Origin of the sequence: Pseudomonas protegens, from assembly GCF_013407925.2 — a bacterium.
GTDB lineage: Bacteria > Pseudomonadota > Gammaproteobacteria > Pseudomonadales > Pseudomonadaceae > Aquipseudomonas > Aquipseudomonas fluorescens_AP.
This window is the reverse complement of record NZ_CP060201.1, coordinates 1,469,792-1,488,337: the sequence shown is the minus strand read 5'-3', so window position 1 is coordinate 1,488,337 and position 18,546 is coordinate 1,469,792. Positions and strand designations below refer to the sequence as shown.

Below are 18,546 nucleotides of genomic sequence, written 5' to 3'. Positions count from 1 at the left end.
TATGAATTTGAATGTTAGAAATCAAATAATTATTGCATTAATGCAGGCTTTGCTAGGAGCCATCTCTCCTAATTTCAGAGCTGTTTCAATTGACTTTTCGCGAGGGTTGGATGTCAGGTTTTTCTTGGGGCGAGACCTGATTGAGGATACTAATGAAATAGAAGATGTAATCACGGAGTTTGACTCGCTCATAATGGGAATTAAGGCGTTGTCAGTAAGATATAGTATTGAAGTGGGCGACGGCAGAATGGATTTTTCTGGTGATGATGTGATACCTGTTTATATTAGGCGCGAGTAGCTGCGGCAAAAGGAACTGGTGGTGCGGGGCAAGCCGCCAAGAATCCTAATTCGACCAGTGCGATGACGGATGCCGAGGCGGGAATGCCCTATAGTCATCCGGTGAAGCCAACTGCAAAAGAGACCGCGAAAAATCTAGTCTCAGGGGAAACTAAGGTTGTAGGTATTGATAAGCCAGCGGCTAACTATGCTAATTTTACGTTGGCATTACCTTCAGGAAAGAAAGGCTCTGTAGTTAGGGGGCTTTAGAGAAACACGAGTTTAAACAGGCATCTGATATCGTTTCCTTTAGAGGTGGTGAATTTAAGGGGGCTGATACACCTAGTTTTGCGGGCATTGATGGCTGGCTTGATGGTGTTCCTGTTTAACTTAAGATAATCAAAAGGGCTAGTATAAAATTCGGTTAGAAGAAATATTCTTAGTGGCGCTGAGGATATGGCTAGAGCTGGGTGTAAGGGGGGGTATATTGATGTAGCTAGTACAGGAGTGTCCATGGAGAAAATGTTAAGTCACTTTAAGTCGGGGTCCTCAGTCTCAAATGTTGTTGGTGAAGGGGCGGTGAGTAATATTTATATAAAAACTCAGGATGGCTGGATGAATATATCCTCTGGTCGAGTTTCTCAATATAAAGGGTGGGAATGATGTCGGCTGGTTTATTTGTTCCGATCAGGGTGGTTCCTGATTTTAAGAGTCTCTTGGGTGGGCTGTTTACCTTTCTTTCCGGTTTTTTTATATCGGCAGGTCAGCTAAGGGTTGGTGTGAGTCTTGGCGGAGGGGGGGAGCTAGTTAATAGTTTTGTCTTTGTGCATGATCAAGAGCAGAAGCCTCTGTGTTGGATTAGTTTTATGGAAGTGGCTGAGGATTTGAGAGAGATCTCAGAAGTGGATTTGCCTATTGTTGCTCAAGTTACAAGGAGCTCGAAACATAATATGTTGTTTTCAGTGGCTGTTGCTTGTGCGATAGGAAAAACGTTCGGAGGACGAGTGATATATGATGATGGTCAGGTGTATTTTGATTGCAAGAAAGACGTTTATACTCTCTTGGAGAGTGAAGAGTATCTTTCCGTCAGATGGTGAAAGTGTTTGCTGAGTTTGGTGGGATGTGTTTTTTGAGTTGGGCGGATACTGTGCTTTTAGTTAGATATCAAGGTTGAAGTGGAGCTGCTTTGTACCTCCCCTTTCTGTTTATGCGAATTTTCAACAGGCTGCGTTTTCACACAGCCTGATCAAGCTGCCTTTTTGGCTTACTGGAGCACTTGCTCCTGCATCCGCCTCGTCGTCACACCCATCTCGCAGCAAAATGCTGCACACCAGCGACAGTTCCTGCAGCACCACTGCACCTTTGAGCGCGTCATCACAAATCGCGAAGTTTTCCAGTAGTTGAGTCACAGCGCGAATGCGATACGCCGCCGCATCGTGCAGCACATCAATGGGAGCTTGGGTATCGATCCGCAGCGAGGGAATGTTGCAGTCGTGGCCGGTAATCGGCATGTATCTGTTCATGTGTAGACCTCTGTTTGACTGGCTGAATGCCTACACCCGTTGTCGCCAAACAAGAGGGTGACGGCTGTACGCAGGTTGGCGAACCGACTACAGAGGTAAAGTCGGCAGATCCTGAGATCTCCCGCGCACAGCCGTCATAGAACTGCGTGTGCGGACGCAAAATACCTGCAAGCTGGATCTTTTGCATTCCCTCTGTAAATCAGGTCGCCAAACCCGGTCGTTCTTTCAACGACCCCTCGACTATATCCAGCGCTTCCCCCGTCCTTAAAGGCCCATTCCTACTGCATCGTCTGCTTCTGCCGTAAGGCAATTCCTAATTTGCCGAGAGGATCTTTTCGAACCGGTCCGCCGCGATTTTCCTGGCTTACAATGCCGCCGCTCATCGCCATGCCATCGGTGGTTTTCAGATGGCGGTGCGTTGTTGAAAACCCTCTCAAGGAAGATCCGTCATGCGTCTGTTGTCTCTGCTGTTCACCCTCGCTTTGCTCGCCGGTTGTGCTTCCACCCAGGACTATTACATCTCGCCCAAACCGGTGCAGATTCCCGCCAACGCCACCTATTGGATCGACACCTTCAACCTGCAACTGGTCGGCGAGAGCGAGCGCTTTCTGCCCGAGGACAAGTTGCGTCAGCAACTGGGCATGGAGTTGATCCGGCAATTGGGCAATGCCAATCGCTATGCCGCCAGCAAGGACAGCGCCGACTACCTGCTGGATGTGAATGCAGTGTACAAGCGCCGCCTCAGTGATTCCAAAGGTGGGCTGGTGTCGATGGTTGTCGATGACAATACGATCCTCGCCAGTGTCGATTTCGGCTACAAGGTGCAGGTCAAGCGCAACGGCGCCGAGGTGTTGCACTTCGCTCAGGAGCGCAATGGCTTGCAGCCGGCCGGGGCCATGGGCCAGTTGCGCAATATGAAGACCATGTTGGGGGTGATCACCAACAGTGGTAATTCGGATGTGGAGAGTTTCTACATTCGTGCTCTGCCGAAGTTCATCGTTCGCGATATCACGGCCATTCCTTCTCGTTGAGAAGGGGCGGGCGGCGATGAATTCTCTCTGTCCAACTCGGGTGTTATGCTCGCGCACGCCGGGTTGCTGGCTATCTGCCACGGATGTATTGGGCCCCGTTCGATGAGGGGCTCCGGGTCATCCCGGCCGTTGCGTAGAAGCTGCCAGCAACGCTGCAACCGATTGTAAAGTGGGGGGTGGAAGCCCCCTTCGCCTATTCACCTGTCAATGGATGATGGAGCCTCGGTGTCGTGGCTCCACCCCGGGAATATGCCCATGCTCATGAGTTATCTCGAACGCTCCATGTCGGCCTTGCGCTCCATCGGTATCACCTTTCCCAAACAGGAGATGCCGGTCCTGGCGCTGCTGGACAAGGTGGCGGTGTACGACGTCGAGCGGGTGACCCAGATCGCTGCCACCCTGCAGCAGGCCACGGTGTTCAACGCCGCGGTGCGCGACAAGTTGCAGGGCATGGACATCAGCACCCGCTATGCGGATATCGCCACCAGCTTCGATTCGATCCGCAATGACGCCCAGCAGATGATGGAGTGGATGGCCGACGGCAAGTTGCAGTTCTCCGAGCGCATTCAGCTGGCCTGGTTGAACATGCGTCGCGGCTCGATTCCGGATCGCTTCGAGAGCATCCGCGAGAATTACCTGGCGGTGGCCAAGTCGGCCAATGAGCAGATCCAGCTGGAAACCCTGATCCTCGAGGCGTACCAGGATTACCGCCTGGCCATGAAGTCGGCCGAGGTGGATGCCTGTGAAGTGCAGAAGATTGCCCAGTCGCAGATGGACGCCGCGCGCAAGGCCCTAGCCGATGCCAGTGCCGCCCTGGAAGTGGCGGGGCTGGTAGCGGCGGATCAGGCCAAGCTGGAGCTTGAGCGGGATGTGGCCCTGCGCAATCTACAGGATGAAGACAAGCGCTTCCAGATCATCACTGACATTGCCGATCAGTTGAAGGCCGCTTATGGCGCGGCGGAGCTGGTGTTTGCCCGGCTCAATCAGTACCACGCGGTGAAGGAGCGCCTGTATCAGCGGGCGGTGAGTTTCTTCGCTACCAACGAGATTGTGCTCACCGGGTTGGCGGCGGGTTTCACTTCTTCCGGCGGTCTGGCGGAAACCACCCAGACCCTGAACGCCATGACCGACGGCATCAACACCAGCCTTGAAGTGCAGGCGCGGGTCGGTGGCGATCAGCTCAATGCGGCGCTCAAGGCCGGTTACGGTTCCAGCCTCAAGGCCAGTTCGGTGAAGGCCCTGGCCGATGCGGTGGTGGAGTTCCAGGCCAGCAGCCTGAGCCTGATCCAGGAGCTGCGCAAGGAATCGGCCTCGGCCGCGGCCGAGATCGAGTCGGTGACCGAGGACAGCAAGCGCCGCTTCACCGCGCTCCTGCAGAAGGGGGTGTGAGGTGAGCGGGGTTTCTCTCAGCGAACAGATGGGCGCCATGGCGCTGATCGATGAGCTGCGCCACAACCAGACCGAGATCCAGAAGTACCTGGACCTGCCCAAGCACCGCAAAGCGGTGGCCGAGCGTATTCGTGAGTTCTACAAGGCCCAGGGCGTCGAGGTCGAGGATGCGCTGGTGGAGCAGGGTGTGCGCAAGTACTTTGCTACGCGCCTGACGTACGAAGCGCCGGCGCTGCGCTGGTGGGAGCAGCGCTTGGCAGACGGTTACCTGCGTCGTTATCACTGGTTGAAATGGGTGGCGATCTGGACGCCTATTGTCCTGTTTTCGCTGAATGCCTGGACCCACGTAATCATCGATTTCAAGGAGCAGCGCCGCTATACCTATGCCGATCTGGTGGGCCTGCAGAACGAGGCGCACTCGCGCACCCAGCAGGTGTTTTTGTTGCAGGAGCAGATCGCCAAGCTGGAGCCAGCGGTCGCAAGCTCGCAGCTCGCATCAGCGGGGCGTTTGCTGGACAAGGCCAAGAGTCGGTTGGCGACGGCTCGCCAGCAGACAGCGATCAAGTTGCCGCAGTTTGCCGTGCCTGAGGAGCAGCGCAGTTTCAACGACGGCACGATGGTTTCCAATGCCAGAATCGACTTGAGAAGAAGTGTCACCTCGCTCAAGGATGTGCGCTCGCAACTGGACGAGATCGACACCCTTCTGACGGCGGTGCAGAAACTCAAGAGCCTGACCGCCAGTCGCGAGTTTCTCGTGGCCAGCAAGGTTGTGCCCGAGGTCGCGGCGGCCGCCAAAGAGGCTCAAGGGGCCTTGGAAGAGGCTGACAACAGGGGCGCGGTGCGCGCCATGGCCAAGGTCGACCAGGCGGTCAGGTTGACCGACCAGCAAAGCCTGAACCCCAACTACCTCGCCACCCTTGAGGCGGCTCGGGCCAGCGTGCGCCAGATGAACTTGAGCCAGGCGGATGCGGCGCAGTTCCAGCCGCTGTTGAGCCAGGTGGAGCAGGCGATTCAGGCCCTGGATGTGGCGACTACTACCCGTGGGCTCAAGGAGATCGAGCAGTTGCTGGCGTTTGCCAAGACGCCCTTGACCCTGGACATCGTCAGCCGTGCCGGTGAGAAATCCATGGTCGAGCGCAACTTCGATCCCACCGGGGGCAAGAGTTGGTACCTGCTGACCGAGGCCACCGATGCGGCCGGCAATGTGCTGCCGGTGCCGATCACCAGTATCGAGACCGGGGAGAAGCGCTACGCCAGTGTCTTCGGCGTGCGGGTCAATCAGGCCACCTATCAGGAGGTCAAGAACGACAAGCTGGCCGACGGCCATGTGGATAACCGGCGCCTGGGCAGCAAGGATGCCAATTCCTTGGGCTTCAAGTTCCTCAAAGGGCGGACCACCGCCAAGCCTGCCTACATCCTGGAGTGGTGATGAGCGCGAACAGCATGATGGCGACCCTGAGTGAAAACTCCCGACGCTACGAGTATGAACTGCGCAAATTGCAGCAGGAGTTGTCCAACGCCCATGAGCGGGAATTGCGTCTGGAGCAGGACATCAGCGACGCCCTGGCGCGGATTGCCGGCCACCAGCTCAAGGGCGGCGGCCAGCAGTCGGCTGAGGTCAAGCGCTTGCTTGACCAGCGCAACCAGGGCGAAGCGCAATTGCGTGAGCGCCTGGCCACGGCCGAGGCCGCAGTAGCGCAGCAATTGCAGGCGGCGATGGGCGTGTCCGGAGAGTTGCAGGCCCGGGTGGCGGGGATCGATCGGCAACTGGCCGATGACCCGGCCTATCAGCGCCAGGTGCAGGCGCTGCGCGAAGCCGAGGCGGCTCGGGTGGCGGCCTCCGAGTCCTATGAGGAGCTGCGTGATGAGTGCCGGACCAAGCTGCAGGGGTTCCAGGTGGATCGGCTGTACCTGTATCTGAAAGGCCGCAAGTTTGGCACCGAGGGCTATCCGCGCTGGACACCTTGGCGGCAATTGGACCGTTGGGCGGCCAAGCTGTGCAACTTCACCGAAAACTGGCGCACCGAGCAGACCCTGTTGGCCATTCAGCAGGCCAACGAAAGCGCCGCCAGTCGCCTGGAAAAAGAGGAAGCGGCGCAACAGGCCAAGCTGTCGCAGCTCTACCAGGAGGCTTCAACCGGCGGTGAGTTCATTGCGCTTCAGCAGCGCCTGCAGAGCGCCTTGCAGGCGGTGGAAGTGGCCAAGGCCCAGGCCAACGAGGTGCATGCGAGCCTGGATGCCTACAGCGCCAAACGTGACGAATACCTGGCCCAGGCGTCGGCGTTGCTGGCTGAGCAATTGGCTGAGATGAGCGACAACAGGTTGGAGCGTCTGGCAGCACAAACCGCCGGCAAGGAGGACGATGTGCTGGTGCGCAAGGTGCGTGAGCTGCGTGCCGAGTTGGATGAATTGCGGGTGCGCGTGCCTTTCCTGCAAGGACAGTGTGAGGAGGCGCAGAACGAATACGAGCGCGCCAAGCAACTGGAACGCAGCCTGTTGGCCAGCGAGGCCGGTCGGGTCAGCCAGAGCGCGTCGAGCCGCAGCAATGTCGACTCGCTGATGGTCGGATTCATGAAGGGCGCACTGTCGGCGGCCCAGGCAAGCAATAGCCGCAGCTCCGGATCATCAGGCTCCAGCAGTTTGCGGGGCAGTTCCAGCAGCTCGTCTAATAGCTCGCCCAGCAGTTCATCGAGCAGCACCCGCTCCCGTGACAGCGGCGGCTTCTCCACCAGCGACAGTCTCTAGCACAGCGCAGGGTTCAAGGAGCAAGGCACGGGGGAGCATGGGCTCCCCCGTATCGTTTCTGGCTGGTGATGGGGCTGCGTTACAGCTTTTTCACCGGAATACAAATCTCACACTCCAGCTCTCCCGTCTTGACGTCGTAATACGCATCCGCCGGATAGCGTTCGAACGCCGGGCGCGGGTCGAACTGCAGGCCGCTCTTGGGCAGCCAGTCGCGGCACAGTTCGATCCAGGCGTCGGCGATGGCTGGGCCCAGGCCGCGGTAGTGGGCCACGGCGTACAGGCCGCCGGGCAGGGTGGTGATCACGGCGGGAGGGCTGGCCTTGAAGTCTTCGGGCACTTCGACGCAGGCGTCGTAGCGGCATTTGTCGGCGGGGGTGAGGTCCGGGTCGTCGTGGCCGATGCCGTAGCGCACGCGGTTGAACAGTTGGTGTTCGAGCATCCATGGCGCGGCGGTTTCGCGCCAGAAAACGCCAATGCCCGGGCCGTAGGCGCCGATGTAGCGCAGGTAGGCTACGCGGCTGGCGGGCAGTTGCTGCAGGGTGACGTTCATCGTTGTTTCCTTCAGGTGAATGAAGGCGTCAGGATCGTCGAAGGCGGGAATGTGGGTCTGATCAGGATTGCGCAATTCACGCAGGCGCCGTTCACGGATGTCGTCGAGGCGGCGGTGCCAGCGTTTGGGTTCGGTGTCGCGCCAGGTGCTGGGGGAGACCGAGAAATGTTGCTTGAAGGCCCGGGAGAAGGCTTCGCCGGAGCCAAAACCGACTTCCAGCGCGATTTCCAGGATCGAGGCTGCGGGTCGGCTGGCCATCAGGTAGGCGCCGCAGGCCAGGCGTCGGCGGCGCAGGTAGGCGCCCAGGGGCTCGCCGACCCAGGCGCTGAACAGGCGGTGGAAGTGGTAGGGCGAGAAATGCGCCACCCGCGCCAGATCCTCTAGCTCCAGGGGCTGGTCCAGGTGTTGGTCGATGTGCTCCAGCACCCGGTTCATGCGCAGGGTGTATTCGTGGAGGCTGTGGTAGGCGGCGCTCATGTCTTCAGATTAGTTGGCTGGGAGAATCGTCGCAGTCTGCCGCAGATTTGTGCCAATTGTGTGTGCGATTCGCCGGCAAGCCGGCTCCTACGGTAGGTTTCTGCCGGCGAACAGGCTGTCAGTCGTCACAGCAGCAACTGCTGCCCTTGTTCCGGGGTGTTTCCTGATAACGGTCGTGGTGTCGAACCCAGTCCATGATCTGTTCTTCGTTGCGCCCCTTGGGCGTCAGGTCGAGGAAGTTGTACGCCCCCAGCAACAGGTCCAGGCCGCGGGCATAGGTGGAGTAGGTGTGGAAGATTTCACCGTGCGGGTTGCGATAGAACACGCTCAGGCCGGGTAGCTCCCGCTCATCGCCGCTGACCTGTTCGTAGTTGTAGCTGGCGCTTCCCCGGGCCAGTTGCTCGTCGCTGAGGCTGACGCCAAAGTCCTGGTTGAAGTCGTCGCCGGCGCTGGAGTACCAGTCGAAATGCCAGCCCATGCGTTGGCGAAAGGCTTGGAATTCGGCGTAGGGCGCGTGGGATACCGACACCAGCGCTACATCGTGGTGGGCCAGGTGCTGGTTGGCGCCATCGAAGTGGTCCGCGAGGAACGAGCAGCCCTTGCAGCCATCTTTCCAGCCGGTGCCGAACATGAAGTGGTAGACCAGCAGTTGGCTGTGCTCGCCAAACAGGTCCGCCAGGCTCAGCGGGCCATTGGGGCCTTGGAACCGATAGGGCTTGTCGATTTTTACCCAGGGCAGCGCCCGGCGTTCGGCGCTGAGCTGGTCGCGCTGGCGGGTGAAGGCCTTCTCGTGGATCAGGTGCTGTTTGCGGGCTTGTAGCCATTGTTCCCGGGAGACCACGGGATGATCGGTAGCGGGCATGACATCTCTCCTCTGGCTGTGGGCGAAGCGTCTTACACACGCTAGTCGTTTGACTCCGGGGCGGATCGACAAACCGCCCAGCGGTTTTCCGCTCAGGGCGCGCAGGCCTGGGGTGGATTTCCTGAACGGCTGAAGGGCCTGCCGGTCACAACCTGTGAAGGCATTTCCTGCTCTTGTCTGGAGGTTGAATCAGCATGACAACTTACAACTGGGACCTGATCGAACGGCTGCTGCACGAAGTGCAGAACGGCGCCGGCCACAGCTTTACTTCGCGCCCTTATGCCGAGCAGCATGCGGCGGCCAAGGCGGCGCAAGGTGAGTCCACCGGTAACCTGGATGATCTGAAAGTCACCGCTACCGAGTATGAAAAGCTGCTTCTGGACCGGGGATTTATCGAAACCCGGCCCTGAGGAAGAGGGTGGCAATGGTGAGAATTTCATCCTGACGCCCCGGGGCTCCAGCCTGCTGTGCCTGCTCGACAGCAGTATTCCGGGTCATGAGCATCCTCGTCAGGTGCTGGATGAGCAGGCCGATGCCCTGGCGCCGGAAACCTTCGACGAGCTGGCCTCCAAGGCTCAGATCGCCTAGCTCAGGCCGGATCCCGGTGGGCATTTTGCAGGCATTTCAGTTGTGCGAAATCCTGGCGCACGCTGTCGATCTTCTTCAGCAGGCGCTGACGCTGCTCAAGACTGCTGGTGGCCATCAGGTCCACCAGCAGTTGGCGGGCGGCCTGTTCGGTGTGGGCGTAGGCCTGACGGTAATCGTCTGTCCATAACTGCTCGCGGTTCACCAGCAGTTGCTCGATACGTTGTGGGAAATCACTGTTTTGCCGTTGCGCCACGGCGGCGCTGAATTGTGCCTGCCAGTGGATGCGGTTGGCGATCCACTGCTGGTTCTGCTCACCCAGGGACGCCGACCATTGCTCGACACGTCGTTGCTGGCCGGGGCTCAAGGGGCCGATCCAGGTTTTCAGGCGTTGGCTCATGCGCTGACTGCGCTGTTCGATCTGCTGCGCCAGAGAGGGCTTGAGGTACTGCTCGCGATGTTCCTGCTGGTCCTTGGCAAGGGCCTTGTTCATCTCGGCGACTTGTCCGTCGTCCAGGCCCTGGAGCAGCTCCACCGCGGAGGGCACGATCTGCCGCGCGGTTTCGGCGATGGCTTGCTTGGCTTCCTGGGTTCGCTGTTGCAGGGCTTGGTCACTGACCTGATTGCTCTGCACCATGGCTTGCAGGCGATCGAGCCAGTCCAGGTAGCCCGGCAGTTGGGTGGTGCAATGCCAGCTCAGGTGCTGCTGCAGACGCTGGTTGAACCAGCTCTTCTGCTCGCGGTTCATGTCCAGGTAGTCGTTGAGGGTCCAGGGAATGATCACGTCGAGGTTGCGATAGGCCAGGCCGACCCGACTGCATGCGCCCAGCAGCAGGCTGATGATCAGGAGCGGAATGAGCAAGTGCCAGTGGCGCGCCATGTGCGAGTCCTTGCAGGGAGCGGATTTCTGTATCTGAACCCTGAACGCGCCCCGCAGTTCAGCCGTTCAGTAGAACGCTCGCTCAGCCTTGAAGGTGAGCAGGCCATCGCACTGGGGGTTGTGCCCGGAGTAGGCACTGCAGTCGTTGCCGCTGAGGCTGGAGTCACTGTAGATCAGGTTCAGGTCGATCCCCAGCCAGGGGCGCGAGAGCTTGATCGACCAGTCGTTGAAGCCGGCCACGTAGCCAGCGTTGGCCACGGCGACGCGATTGTTCAGACGATAGGTGGTGTATTTGACGCTGACGCCGATGCCAAACGGCGGGTGGCCACCCAAGTCGGCGAACACTGTGCTGTTGCGTTTGTCCGGGGCGTTGCTGAAGGCCGCGCCAAAGCGGCTGCCCAGCAGAGTCAGGCCGCCGTAGAACTCTTGGCTGTCCTGGGGCCGCCACTGTGGGTAGTTGTAGTGGATCATCCCCAGCTCGTAGCCCAGGGTCTGGTCGAAGGGCTGCTTGAAGCCCAGGTAGGAATCCACTTCCAGTTTGCTGGAAGGGCTCAGGCCCATGCTCGGGGACCATTGGCCGGCGTACCAGCCACTGTCGTGACTCAGGTCGAGGCCGCCATGGAATGAGCCGCTGGACGAAGGCTTGACCAGGCCCTGGGCCATGCTGCGGCTGGGGCTGGTGCCCAGTTTGAGGTCGAAGGCGCCCAGTTCTCGCTGGACTATCTGGCCCAGGGCGATGGGGCAGGCCAGTAGCAGGCTGAGGGCCAGTGTGGCGGGTGTGCGCATGCAGCACTCCTTGAACGGCGGGGAGTGACAACCTGAAAGTCGGCTGAAACGATTTATCCGGAAGGCGGCAAGGATACCGGCGAATACCAGGGGATGAGGGCCGTTCGTCGATTTTTGCTGGAGTTGGGTGCGGAGCTGGGTGCCAGTCCTAGCGCTTTGAGGGCAAAGCGCTAAGGGACCAGGATAGAGCGAGGAGAATTACTTTTTGCCGAGGCTGATCTGTTTGGAGGGGCCGAAAGTCTGGCCGCTGACGCCTTTGGCGATTTGCTGGATTTCGCCGCCGGATTTGAGGAAGGCTGCGATTTGTTCGTTGATCGATTCGCTGGTTTCAACGGCGGGAGCTGGTTTTGCTTTGCTGTTGGAGGCTTTTACTCGCATGGCGGCCATTTAACCTTTCTGGAAAATTAATTTGGCCAGGTATCTTATCAGAAATACTTGACAATTGCTTGGCAAATATCCTCTGGAATAACACGCCGCTTTTTGTGTTTTTTTCTAAGTTGATCTCGCTGATATCTACCTAAGTGGCTGTTTTAAATAAGGACTACTGGGCGGCGAGGCGGACTTGGCGCTGCGGGTCCCGGTCAGGCTGGCGCGCCTTTGCCTGACGAATGGCCGCTTGAACGGCGTCAAGGCCAGAAAAATCAAGGCCGTTCGTGGCTTTTTCCTGTGGGTGACTCAGGAGCATCAACGCAACTGTGGAAAACAGGTAGAATGCCGCCCACGTAACGAGGGTATTGGAAATGGCTTTAGTCGGGCGCTACAACAGTTTGCAAGTGGTAAAACACACTAACTTTGGTTTGTATCTGGATGGCGGGGCGGACGGCGAGATCTTGCTGCCCAACCGTTATATTCCCAAGGATATTCCCAGTGAAGATGAAGACTGGTTGAATGTTTTTGTCTACTTGGACAGTGCCGACAAGTTAATCGCAACTACTGAAAAGCCGAAAGTTCAAGTCGGCGAGTTCGCCAGTCTTAAAGTTGTCGAAGTTAACAGCATCGGGGTATTTCTGGATTGGGGGTTGCCCAAGGATCTGTTGCTGCCGTACTCCGAGGAAAAGCGCCAGATGAATGCTGGCGAATACTGCGTGGTGCATGTCTATCTGGACAAGCACACCCGTCGTATCACTGCCACGGCCCGCCTGGATCGCTACCTGGACAAGACGCCTGCCAACTACAAAGTGGGCCAGGAAGTCGACTTGCTGGTGGCCGAGTCCACTGACATGGGCTTCAAGGCAATCATCAATAACAAGCACTGGGGCCTGATTCACAAGAACGAAGTGTTCAAGTTCCTGCGCTCCGGCATGCAAGAGAAAGGCTTCATCAAGGAAGTCCGCGCCGACGGCAAGATCAGCCTCAGCCTGCAACCTGTGGGTGAAGCAGCGGCCACCAGTCTGAACTCGAAGATCCTCGCCAAGTTGCGCGAGAACAATGGCTCCCTGGCCGTCAGTGACAAGAGCGACCCGGCATTGATCAGCAGTTTGTTCGGGGTCAGCAAGGGCAACTTCAAGAAGGCCATCGGCGCCCTCTATAAACAGGGTCAGATTGTCATCCACGCGGATCGCATCGAGCTAAGCTGACACTCACTTCACGCTGCAGGCGAGTCTCATGAAAACCACTCTGGTCGCCTGGCTCGCCACCCTGCTGGCGTTCCTGCTGCTCGACGCGCTTTGGCTGGGGCTGATGATGGGCCCCACCTACCGGGCCCAGCTGGGCTCGCTGCTGCTGGAGCAACCACGGCTGTTGCCGGCGGCTCTGTTCTACCTCCTCTACGTGAGTGGTTGCCTGCTGTTCGCGGTACACCCCGCCCTGCAACAGGGTGGCTGGCGTCGGGCTGCGCGCCTGGGGGCGCTGCTCGGGCTGGTGTCCTACGGCACTTATGATCTGAGCAATTGGGCGACCTTGCAGGCCTGGCCGGCATCCCTGGCGCTGCTGGATATGGCCTGGGGCATGCTGGTCAGTGCCCTGGCCAGTGGTTTCGGCGTCTTCTGTGCTTGCCGTTGGGCGCCCGGTGCTGGACGCGGGCCGCAAGTCTGAGCGGGTTTGCCACTGGGTTTTGCAGCGCTGTTCAGCCCGCAGGGGCGTAACTTTTTATCTTGGGTAGGTGTCATGTCATTCAAACACTGTGAGGCACTGTGGTGAGCATCGAACGGCGCAGCGCCGACGGCTTTGCCCTGCAGGTGATGTTGGGGTTGTGCCTGATCTGGGGCGTACAGCAGGTGATGATCAAGTGGGCCGCGGCGGACATTGCCCCGGTGATGCAGGCGGCCGCCCGTTCCGGAATCTCGGCGCTGCTGGTGGCCCTGCTGATGTGTTGGAAGGGCGGCTGGTCCCAGGTTTCCAGCACTTGGCGCGGCGGCTTGCTGGCCGGGGCCCTGTTTGGCCTGGAGTTCCTGTTCATTGCCGAAGGCCTGAAGCTGACCAGTGCCGCGCACATGTCGGTGTTTCTCTATACCGCGCCGATCTTCACCGCCCTGGGGGTCAATTGGCTGCTGCCCAGTGAGCGCTTGCGGCCCTTGCAATGGCTGGGGATCGTTCTCGCCTTCATTGGCATCAGCATCGCCTTTGCCGGTGGCATCTCCCTCGACAACCTGGACCGGCGCATGCTCCTGGGCGATCTACTGGGATTGCTGGCGGGCCTGGCCTGGGGAGCGACCACGGTGGTGGTGCGGGCTTCACGGCTGTCGGAGGCGCCCGCCACCCTGGCCCTGTTCTATCAGTTGATCGTCGGGTTTGTCGGCCTGTTGCTGATTGCCGTGCTCAGCGGTCAGGTGACCCACGTCAGCCTGACTCCGGTGGCGGTGGCCAGCGTGCTGTTCCAGGGGCTGGTGGTGTCGTTTTTCAGCTACCTGACCTGGTTCTGGCTGTTGCGCCGCTATCTGGCGGCAAACCTGGCGGTGTTTTCCTTCATGACGCCGATGTTCGGTGTGACCTTCGGTGTCCTGTTGCTGGGTGAGCCATTGAGTCTCAACTTTGTGCTCGGCGCCATGCTGGTGCTGCTGGGCATCACTTTTGTCAGCGCCGAGCAATGGTTGCGTCGGCGGATCAAGCGCTTGCTGTAAGCCGCTGTCTAGGACGCCAGCGGGCAGCGCTGGGGCGCGGACCGCGGTTGCCAGAGCAGGCTGGCGCTGAGCAGCAAGCCGCAGCCTGCGACCACCAGCGCCGGCTGCAGATTGCCACTGAAATGACTGCTCAGGGCCGCCAGCAATGGACCGCTCAACTGACCCATGGCGAAGCAGGCGGTCAGCAATCCGGCATTGCGCTGGGCCGACTGGGGCGCCAGTTCCCGTGAGCGCTGCATGACCAGTTGCATGCAGGCCAGGAACGGCGTGCCACACAGCAACACCCCGAGGACCAGCCCCAGGCCACTGCCCAGCAGGCAAGCAAAGACCCCCGCGGCCTGCAGCCACAGGGTCGCCATCAGCCAGTGCCGAGTGCTGTCCGGGCGGTGTCGGCGCAGGCTGACCAAGGCCACTCCCAGGGCGGCGGCCAGGCCGAAGCCGGGCCAGAACAGATCGGCTTGCCACTGGCCGTGAAAGCGCGCGCTGGCCATCTGCGAGAGAAAAGTCGCGGGGATGATGTAGCCCACTCCGTACAGGCCGTAGACCAGCCCCAGGCGGCCCACGCCTTGCTCGTTTTCCGCACTCGGCGGTGGGGCTGCATGCTGGCTGCGGGAGGTCCGGGGCAGGATCGGCAGGATCGCCAGCAGCATCAACAAGGCCACGGCGCCATACAGCAGCCACAGGTTGGCCGAGCTCTGCCCCAGCAGATTGGCGCCCAGGGCCAGCAGCCCGGTGAGCATGATTCCCAGTCCGGGGCCGGCAAACACCAGGGCGCCCAGGCGTGGCCGGCCTGCCGCCAGGGCCAGTGGCTGGCTCAGGGCCGTGATCATCACCAGCACCCAGGCACTGGCCAGGCCGGTGCCGAAGCGCAGCAGCAGGTGCGCCCAGAAGCCCTGGGCCCAGAACGACGCCAGGGTCAGCAGTACGCACAGCCACAGGCCGCCCAATAGGCGCAGGCGCACCTGGGCTGGGCGCCGGGCGAACATGGCGTCCAGAGCGCCGATGAAATAGCCCAGGTAGTTGGCGGCGGCGATCAGTCCGGCGGCGGTCAGGTCGACCTGGCCTTCGCTGATCAGGTGCGGCAACTGTGGCGTCAGGGCGAAGCGGCCAATGCCCATGGCCATCATCAGGGCAATGAAACTGGCAAGCAGGCGCAGCAGGGGGGACATGGTGGTCTTCCATCGGCAAGGACAATGACCGTCAGGCTAGGGCGGATTGACTTTCCTTAAAAATGAATAATAGTGAGAAACTTGTTCAGTTTTGGAGAAGGTCATGGAGTTCAGCCAACTGCGTATTTTCCAGGCGGTGGCCGAGGAGGGTTCCATTACACGGGCCGCCGAGCGCTTGCATCGGGTGCCGTCGAATCTCTCGACCCGGCTCAAGCAACTGGAGGAGCAGTTGGGGGTCGAGCTGTTTCTGCGCGAGCGCCAGCGCTTGCAACTGTCGCCAGCGGGCAAGGTGCTGCTCGATTACGCCGCGCGGCTGTTCGCCCTGCACGACGAAGCCCATGCCGCGGTGCAGGGTGGTCAGCCCGCCGGGGATTTCGTCCTCGGCACCATGTACAGCACGGCGGCGATTCATCTGCCGGCGCTGCTGGCGCGCTATCACCGGACCTACCCGGCGGTGAACCTGCAAGTGCAGTCCGGGCCCAGTGGCGAGTTGCTGGAAGGCTTGCTCAGCGGACGCCTGGACGCGGCCCTGGTGGATGGCCCCCTGGAACTGGCAGGGCTGGATGGGGTGCCGTTGTGCGAGGAAACCCTGGTACTGATCAGTGAGGCCGATCACCCTCCGGTGCGCACTGCCCGGGATGTGCAGGGCCGGGCGGTGTTCACCTTTCGTCAGGGCTGTTCCTATCGCATGCGCCTGGAGTCCTGGTTTGCCCACTATCACGCCGCCATGGGCCGGGCCATGGAGATCGAGTCCTATCAGGGCATGCTGGCCTGTGTGATCGCCGGTTCCGGGGTGGCCTTGATGGCCCAGTCGATGCTCGACAGCCTGCCGGGGCGCGAAAGCGTGGCTGTGCATGCTCTGGCCGAGCCGTTCGCCCACACCACCACCTGGCTGATGTGGCGCAAGGGCATGTTGGGGGCCAACCTCAATGCCTGGATCGAACTGCAGCAGGGCGCCTTTGGGCAGCAGACGCCGGTGCTGCGGGCCAGTGGCTGAATCGTCATGGCCGATTCGTCTCAATCCAGTAACAGTTCATTGCGATTGCGAGGCAGCGCGCGGGAAAAGTTAGGACTATTATCTGCTTGAGGCGGCGCAGTACCGCCGCTCGGCACGACCCTGAGGGGGCACTATGAAAGACAAACTGCAAAGCTGGCTTCACGACCTTGGCGTCGCTTTGGGCCTGATCGAGCCACCGCTGCAACCGGTGCCGATTCCTACCGACGAAGAGCTGCGGCGCCGTCAGCAACGTCGCCGTTGAGCTTGCCGCGAGTGCGGAGTGCAGACTCCGTCTCGCGCCTGGTTTCTTCCACCGCGAGACTCTGGGCCTGACCCCGGGGTGACCGCGCCAGTCCCTATAGTTTCAGTCCACTGCCTGGCTTCTGCAGCACTCAGCTGTTTTGCCCGCCCAGCGCCTGGGCACTTTTTTGTGGGCGAAAAAAAACGGGTGCGGCCACCGACGCCGCACCCGTCGAAGAAAAGCTTCAGGCGTCCGACTTCAGGTCAGATCGCGTTGGCCAGCGGCGCCGGGCGCCGAGAGAGCAGGCTCACCACCACGAAACTCACCAGGCCCACGGCCAGGCTGTAATAGATCGGGGTGTTGGCGTCCAGGCCGTCCTTGAACATGAAGAACAGGGCCGTGATGAACCCCAGGGACATGCTGGTAATGGCACCGGCGGTGGTGGCGCGTTTCCAGTAGATGGCCCCTATCAGCGGAATCAGCATGCCGCCCACCAGCAGGTTGTAGGCCAGGGTCAGGGCGCTGATCACGTCACTCACCACCAGGGCGATGCCCAGCACCACGATGCCCAGCAGCAGGGTCGCGATACGGTTTTCATGGACGTCGCCGTTGCTGCTCTGGCGACCACCACGCAGGCGTGGCAGCAGATCCTGGGTCACGGTGGTGGAGGCGGCCAGCAGACCGGCGCTGGCGGTGGACATCAGGGCGGCCAGCGCGGCGGCGATGACCAGGCCGCGAATGCCGTTGGGCAGGCTGGTCTGGACGATGCTGGCGAAGGCGTTGTTGACGTTGTCCAGATCCGGCAGGACCACCTTGGCGGCCATGCCGATCAGCGCGCCGGCCAGCCCGTAGAGCACGCAATAGATGCCGGCGGCGGTCCCCGCAACCTTGGCTACCCCTTCACTGCGGGCGGTGAACACTCGCTGCCAGATGTCCTGGCCGATGAAGATGCCAAAGAAGTAGATCAGGAAGTAGGTGAGGATGGTGTCCCAGCCGATGGCGGTGAAGTCGAAGTAGCTGGCCGGCAGTTTGGCCACCAGGGTGTCCCAGCCGCCGGCGTCGACGATGGACAGCGGCATCAGCAGGAACACCAGGCCGATGGTCATGATCAGGAACTGCACGATATCGGTCAGGGTCAGCGACCACATGCCGCCGATGGTCGAGTAGAGCACCACGACACCACCACCCACCAGGATCGATACCCAGAACGGCAAGCCGAACAGCACTTGCATCACGGTGCCGATGGCAATGGTCGAGGTGGCGCCGATCATCAGGGCGTAGACCAGCATGATCAGGCCGCTGGCATGGCGTGCCGCGGGGTTGTAGCGGCGCTCCAGCACTTGGGTGACGGTATAGATCTTCAGTTTCAGCAAGGGTTTGGCCAGGAACAGGCTGAGCCCGACGATGCCCAGGCCGATGGCGCCACAGAGCCAGAAGCCGGAAATGCCGTGGACGTAGCCCAGGCGTACGGTGCCGATGGTCGAGGCACCGCCCAGTACGGTGGCTGCCATGGTCCCCAGGTAGAAGCCCGGCCCGAGATTGCGGCCGGCTACCAGATAGTCGTCACGGGTCTTGGCCCGGCGCATGCCGTACCAGCCCAGGGTGATCATGCCGGCGGCATAAATCAGTACTACGAGAATATCCAAGCCCATGTTCGGGTCCTCAAAAGCAAATTGTTATTGTTGTTGCCACCCGCTGATGCGGACGGCCAACCGTTCGACCGGTGGCGACCGGTCTGTCGCAAGAGCTGCGGTTGCTGGGCAGTTCAGGCCAAGGGCGGCCTGTTTCGAGAGAGGTCGTACAGGGTGTTGCAGCGCGGGGCGGGGATCTGTGCGTCCCCTTGGTTCATGTGGTTGAGGCGGTGTTCTTTATTGTTATTCATGATCTGCTCCGATCACGTTGGCTAAGGTGTTGCGCTCCTTTGCATGACGGATCCATGGCCGCGCTCGTGTTCGAGCGCGGCACCAGCCCTCCCA

19 protein-coding genes and 1 pseudogene are annotated in these 18,546 nt (G+C 60.4%); 12 read left to right on the top strand and 8 right to left on the bottom strand.

The annotated features are described in order from the left end of the window. The first annotated feature begins 1 nt into the window (after position 1). Both GGI48_RS07010 and GGI48_RS07005 read left to right on the top strand, forming a co-directional pair. Positions 2–298 (top strand): hypothetical protein, encoded by a 297-nt coding sequence (locus GGI48_RS07010; RefSeq protein WP_260620631.1) that lies wholly within the window; start codon positions 2–4, stop codon positions 296–298. Positions 299–938: 640 nt separating this feature from the next. Beyond that, on the top strand, positions 939–1,373 hold the full coding sequence (locus GGI48_RS07005; RefSeq protein WP_179597610.1) for a hypothetical protein: 435 nt from the start codon (positions 939–941) through the stop codon (positions 1,371–1,373). A gap of 120 nt (positions 1,374–1,493) precedes the next feature. Here the strand turns inward: GGI48_RS07005 and GGI48_RS07000 are convergent, their stop codons facing one another. After that, complete coding sequence (locus tag GGI48_RS07000; RefSeq protein ID WP_260620630.1) at positions 1,494–1,799, bottom strand: hypothetical protein; 306 nt, start codon at positions 1,797–1,799, stop codon at positions 1,494–1,496. Between the two features lie 449 nt (positions 1,800–2,248). Between GGI48_RS07000 and GGI48_RS06995 the strand changes: the two genes are divergently transcribed. The 4 genes from GGI48_RS06995 to GGI48_RS06980 all read left to right on the top strand — a co-directional run bounded on the left by GGI48_RS06995 (position 2,249) and on the right by GGI48_RS06980 (position 6,964). Next, positions 2,249–2,830 carry a hypothetical protein gene (locus tag GGI48_RS06995; protein WP_179597608.1) on the top strand — a complete coding sequence of 194 codons (582 nt, stop codon included), beginning with the start codon at positions 2,249–2,251 and terminating at the stop codon, positions 2,828–2,830. 261 nt (positions 2,831–3,091) lie between these two features. Then, positions 3,092–4,219 (top strand): merozoite surface protein 3b, encoded by a 1,128-nt coding sequence (locus tag GGI48_RS06990; protein ID WP_179601936.1) that lies wholly within the window; start codon positions 3,092–3,094, stop codon positions 4,217–4,219. Position 4,220: 1 nt separating this feature from the next. Further along, positions 4,221–5,648, top strand: coding sequence for a DUF6384 family protein (locus tag GGI48_RS06985; RefSeq protein ID WP_179597606.1), 1,428 nt, complete (start codon positions 4,221–4,223; stop codon positions 5,646–5,648). Continuing rightward, positions 5,648–6,964, top strand: a complete 1,317-nt coding sequence (locus GGI48_RS06980; RefSeq protein WP_179597605.1) for a hypothetical protein — start codon at positions 5,648–5,650, stop codon at positions 6,962–6,964. The genes GGI48_RS06985 and GGI48_RS06980 overlap by 1 nt, the downstream gene beginning before the upstream one ends. A gap of 79 nt (positions 6,965–7,043) precedes the next feature. Here GGI48_RS06980 and GGI48_RS06975 read toward each other — a convergent pair whose 3' ends face one another. Both GGI48_RS06975 and GGI48_RS06970 read right to left on the bottom strand, forming a co-directional pair. Further along, positions 7,044–7,991 carry a GyrI-like domain-containing protein gene (locus GGI48_RS06975; protein WP_179597603.1) on the bottom strand — a complete coding sequence of 316 codons (948 nt, stop codon included), beginning with the start codon at positions 7,989–7,991 and terminating at the stop codon, positions 7,044–7,046. 118 nt (positions 7,992–8,109) lie between these two features. Further along, the gene (locus GGI48_RS06970) at positions 8,110–8,853 is read right to left on the bottom strand and encodes a thioredoxin family protein (protein ID WP_179597601.1); all 744 of its coding nucleotides are present in this window, start codon (positions 8,851–8,853) and stop codon (positions 8,110–8,112) included. Between the two features lie 194 nt (positions 8,854–9,047). On the opposite strand from GGI48_RS06970, the pseudogene GGI48_RS06965 reads away from it, so the two are divergent. Beyond that, positions 9,048–9,441 (top strand): annotated as a pseudogene (locus GGI48_RS06965) (transcriptional regulator). Position 9,442: 1 nt separating this feature from the next. Here GGI48_RS06965 and GGI48_RS06960 read toward each other — a convergent pair. The 3 genes from GGI48_RS06960 to GGI48_RS06950 form a co-directional block, all read right to left on the bottom strand. Continuing rightward, entirely contained in the window at positions 9,443–10,318 is an 876-nt protein-coding gene (locus GGI48_RS06960; protein ID WP_179597599.1) for a DUF6279 family lipoprotein, read from the bottom strand. 66 nt (positions 10,319–10,384) lie between these two features. Beyond that, complete coding sequence (locus GGI48_RS06955) at positions 10,385–11,104, bottom strand: TorF family putative porin (protein WP_179597597.1); 720 nt, start codon at positions 11,102–11,104, stop codon at positions 10,385–10,387. Positions 11,105–11,302: 198 nt separating this feature from the next. Next, complete coding sequence (locus tag GGI48_RS06950; RefSeq protein ID WP_016962619.1) at positions 11,303–11,491, bottom strand: hypothetical protein; 189 nt, start codon at positions 11,489–11,491, stop codon at positions 11,303–11,305. Positions 11,492–11,844: 353 nt separating this feature from the next. Between GGI48_RS06950 and GGI48_RS06945 the strand changes: the two genes are divergently transcribed. The 3 genes from GGI48_RS06945 to GGI48_RS06935 all read left to right on the top strand — a co-directional run bounded on the left by GGI48_RS06945 (position 11,845) and on the right by GGI48_RS06935 (position 14,163). Then, positions 11,845–12,681: a S1 RNA-binding domain-containing protein gene (locus GGI48_RS06945; RefSeq protein ID WP_103742133.1), complete on the top strand. Its 837-nt coding sequence runs from the start codon at positions 11,845–11,847 to the stop codon at positions 12,679–12,681. 28 nt (positions 12,682–12,709) lie between these two features. Further along, a complete protein-coding gene (locus GGI48_RS06940) occupies positions 12,710–13,138 on the top strand; it encodes a DUF2177 family protein (RefSeq protein WP_179597595.1) in 429 nt (142 codons plus the stop codon). A 101-nt stretch (positions 13,139–13,239) separates the two neighbouring features. Further along, complete coding sequence (locus GGI48_RS06935; protein ID WP_179597593.1) at positions 13,240–14,163, top strand: DMT family transporter; 924 nt, start codon at positions 13,240–13,242, stop codon at positions 14,161–14,163. 8 nt (positions 14,164–14,171) lie between these two features. Here GGI48_RS06935 and GGI48_RS06930 read toward each other — a convergent pair whose 3' ends face one another. Next, positions 14,172–15,332 (bottom strand): MFS transporter, encoded by a 1,161-nt coding sequence (locus GGI48_RS06930; protein ID WP_179597591.1) that lies wholly within the window; start codon positions 15,330–15,332, stop codon positions 14,172–14,174. Positions 15,333–15,435: 103 nt separating this feature from the next. Here GGI48_RS06930 and ptrR point away from each other — a divergent pair, with 103 nt between their 5' ends. Both ptrR and GGI48_RS31125 read left to right on the top strand, forming a co-directional pair. Further along, the gene (ptrR, locus tag GGI48_RS06925) at positions 15,436–16,329 is read left to right on the top strand and encodes a putrescine utilization regulator PtrR (protein ID WP_047302599.1); all 894 of its coding nucleotides are present in this window, start codon (positions 15,436–15,438) and stop codon (positions 16,327–16,329) included. Between the two features lie 133 nt (positions 16,330–16,462). Continuing rightward, positions 16,463–16,591 (top strand): PA1414 family protein, encoded by a 129-nt coding sequence (locus GGI48_RS31125; protein WP_011059908.1) that lies wholly within the window; start codon positions 16,463–16,465, stop codon positions 16,589–16,591. A 242-nt stretch (positions 16,592–16,833) separates the two neighbouring features. Here GGI48_RS31125 and GGI48_RS06920 read toward each other — a convergent pair whose 3' ends face one another. Continuing rightward, entirely contained in the window at positions 16,834–18,222 is a 1,389-nt protein-coding gene (locus GGI48_RS06920) for a sodium:solute symporter (RefSeq protein WP_016962624.1), read from the bottom strand. Positions 18,223–18,546: the final 324 nt, after the last annotated feature.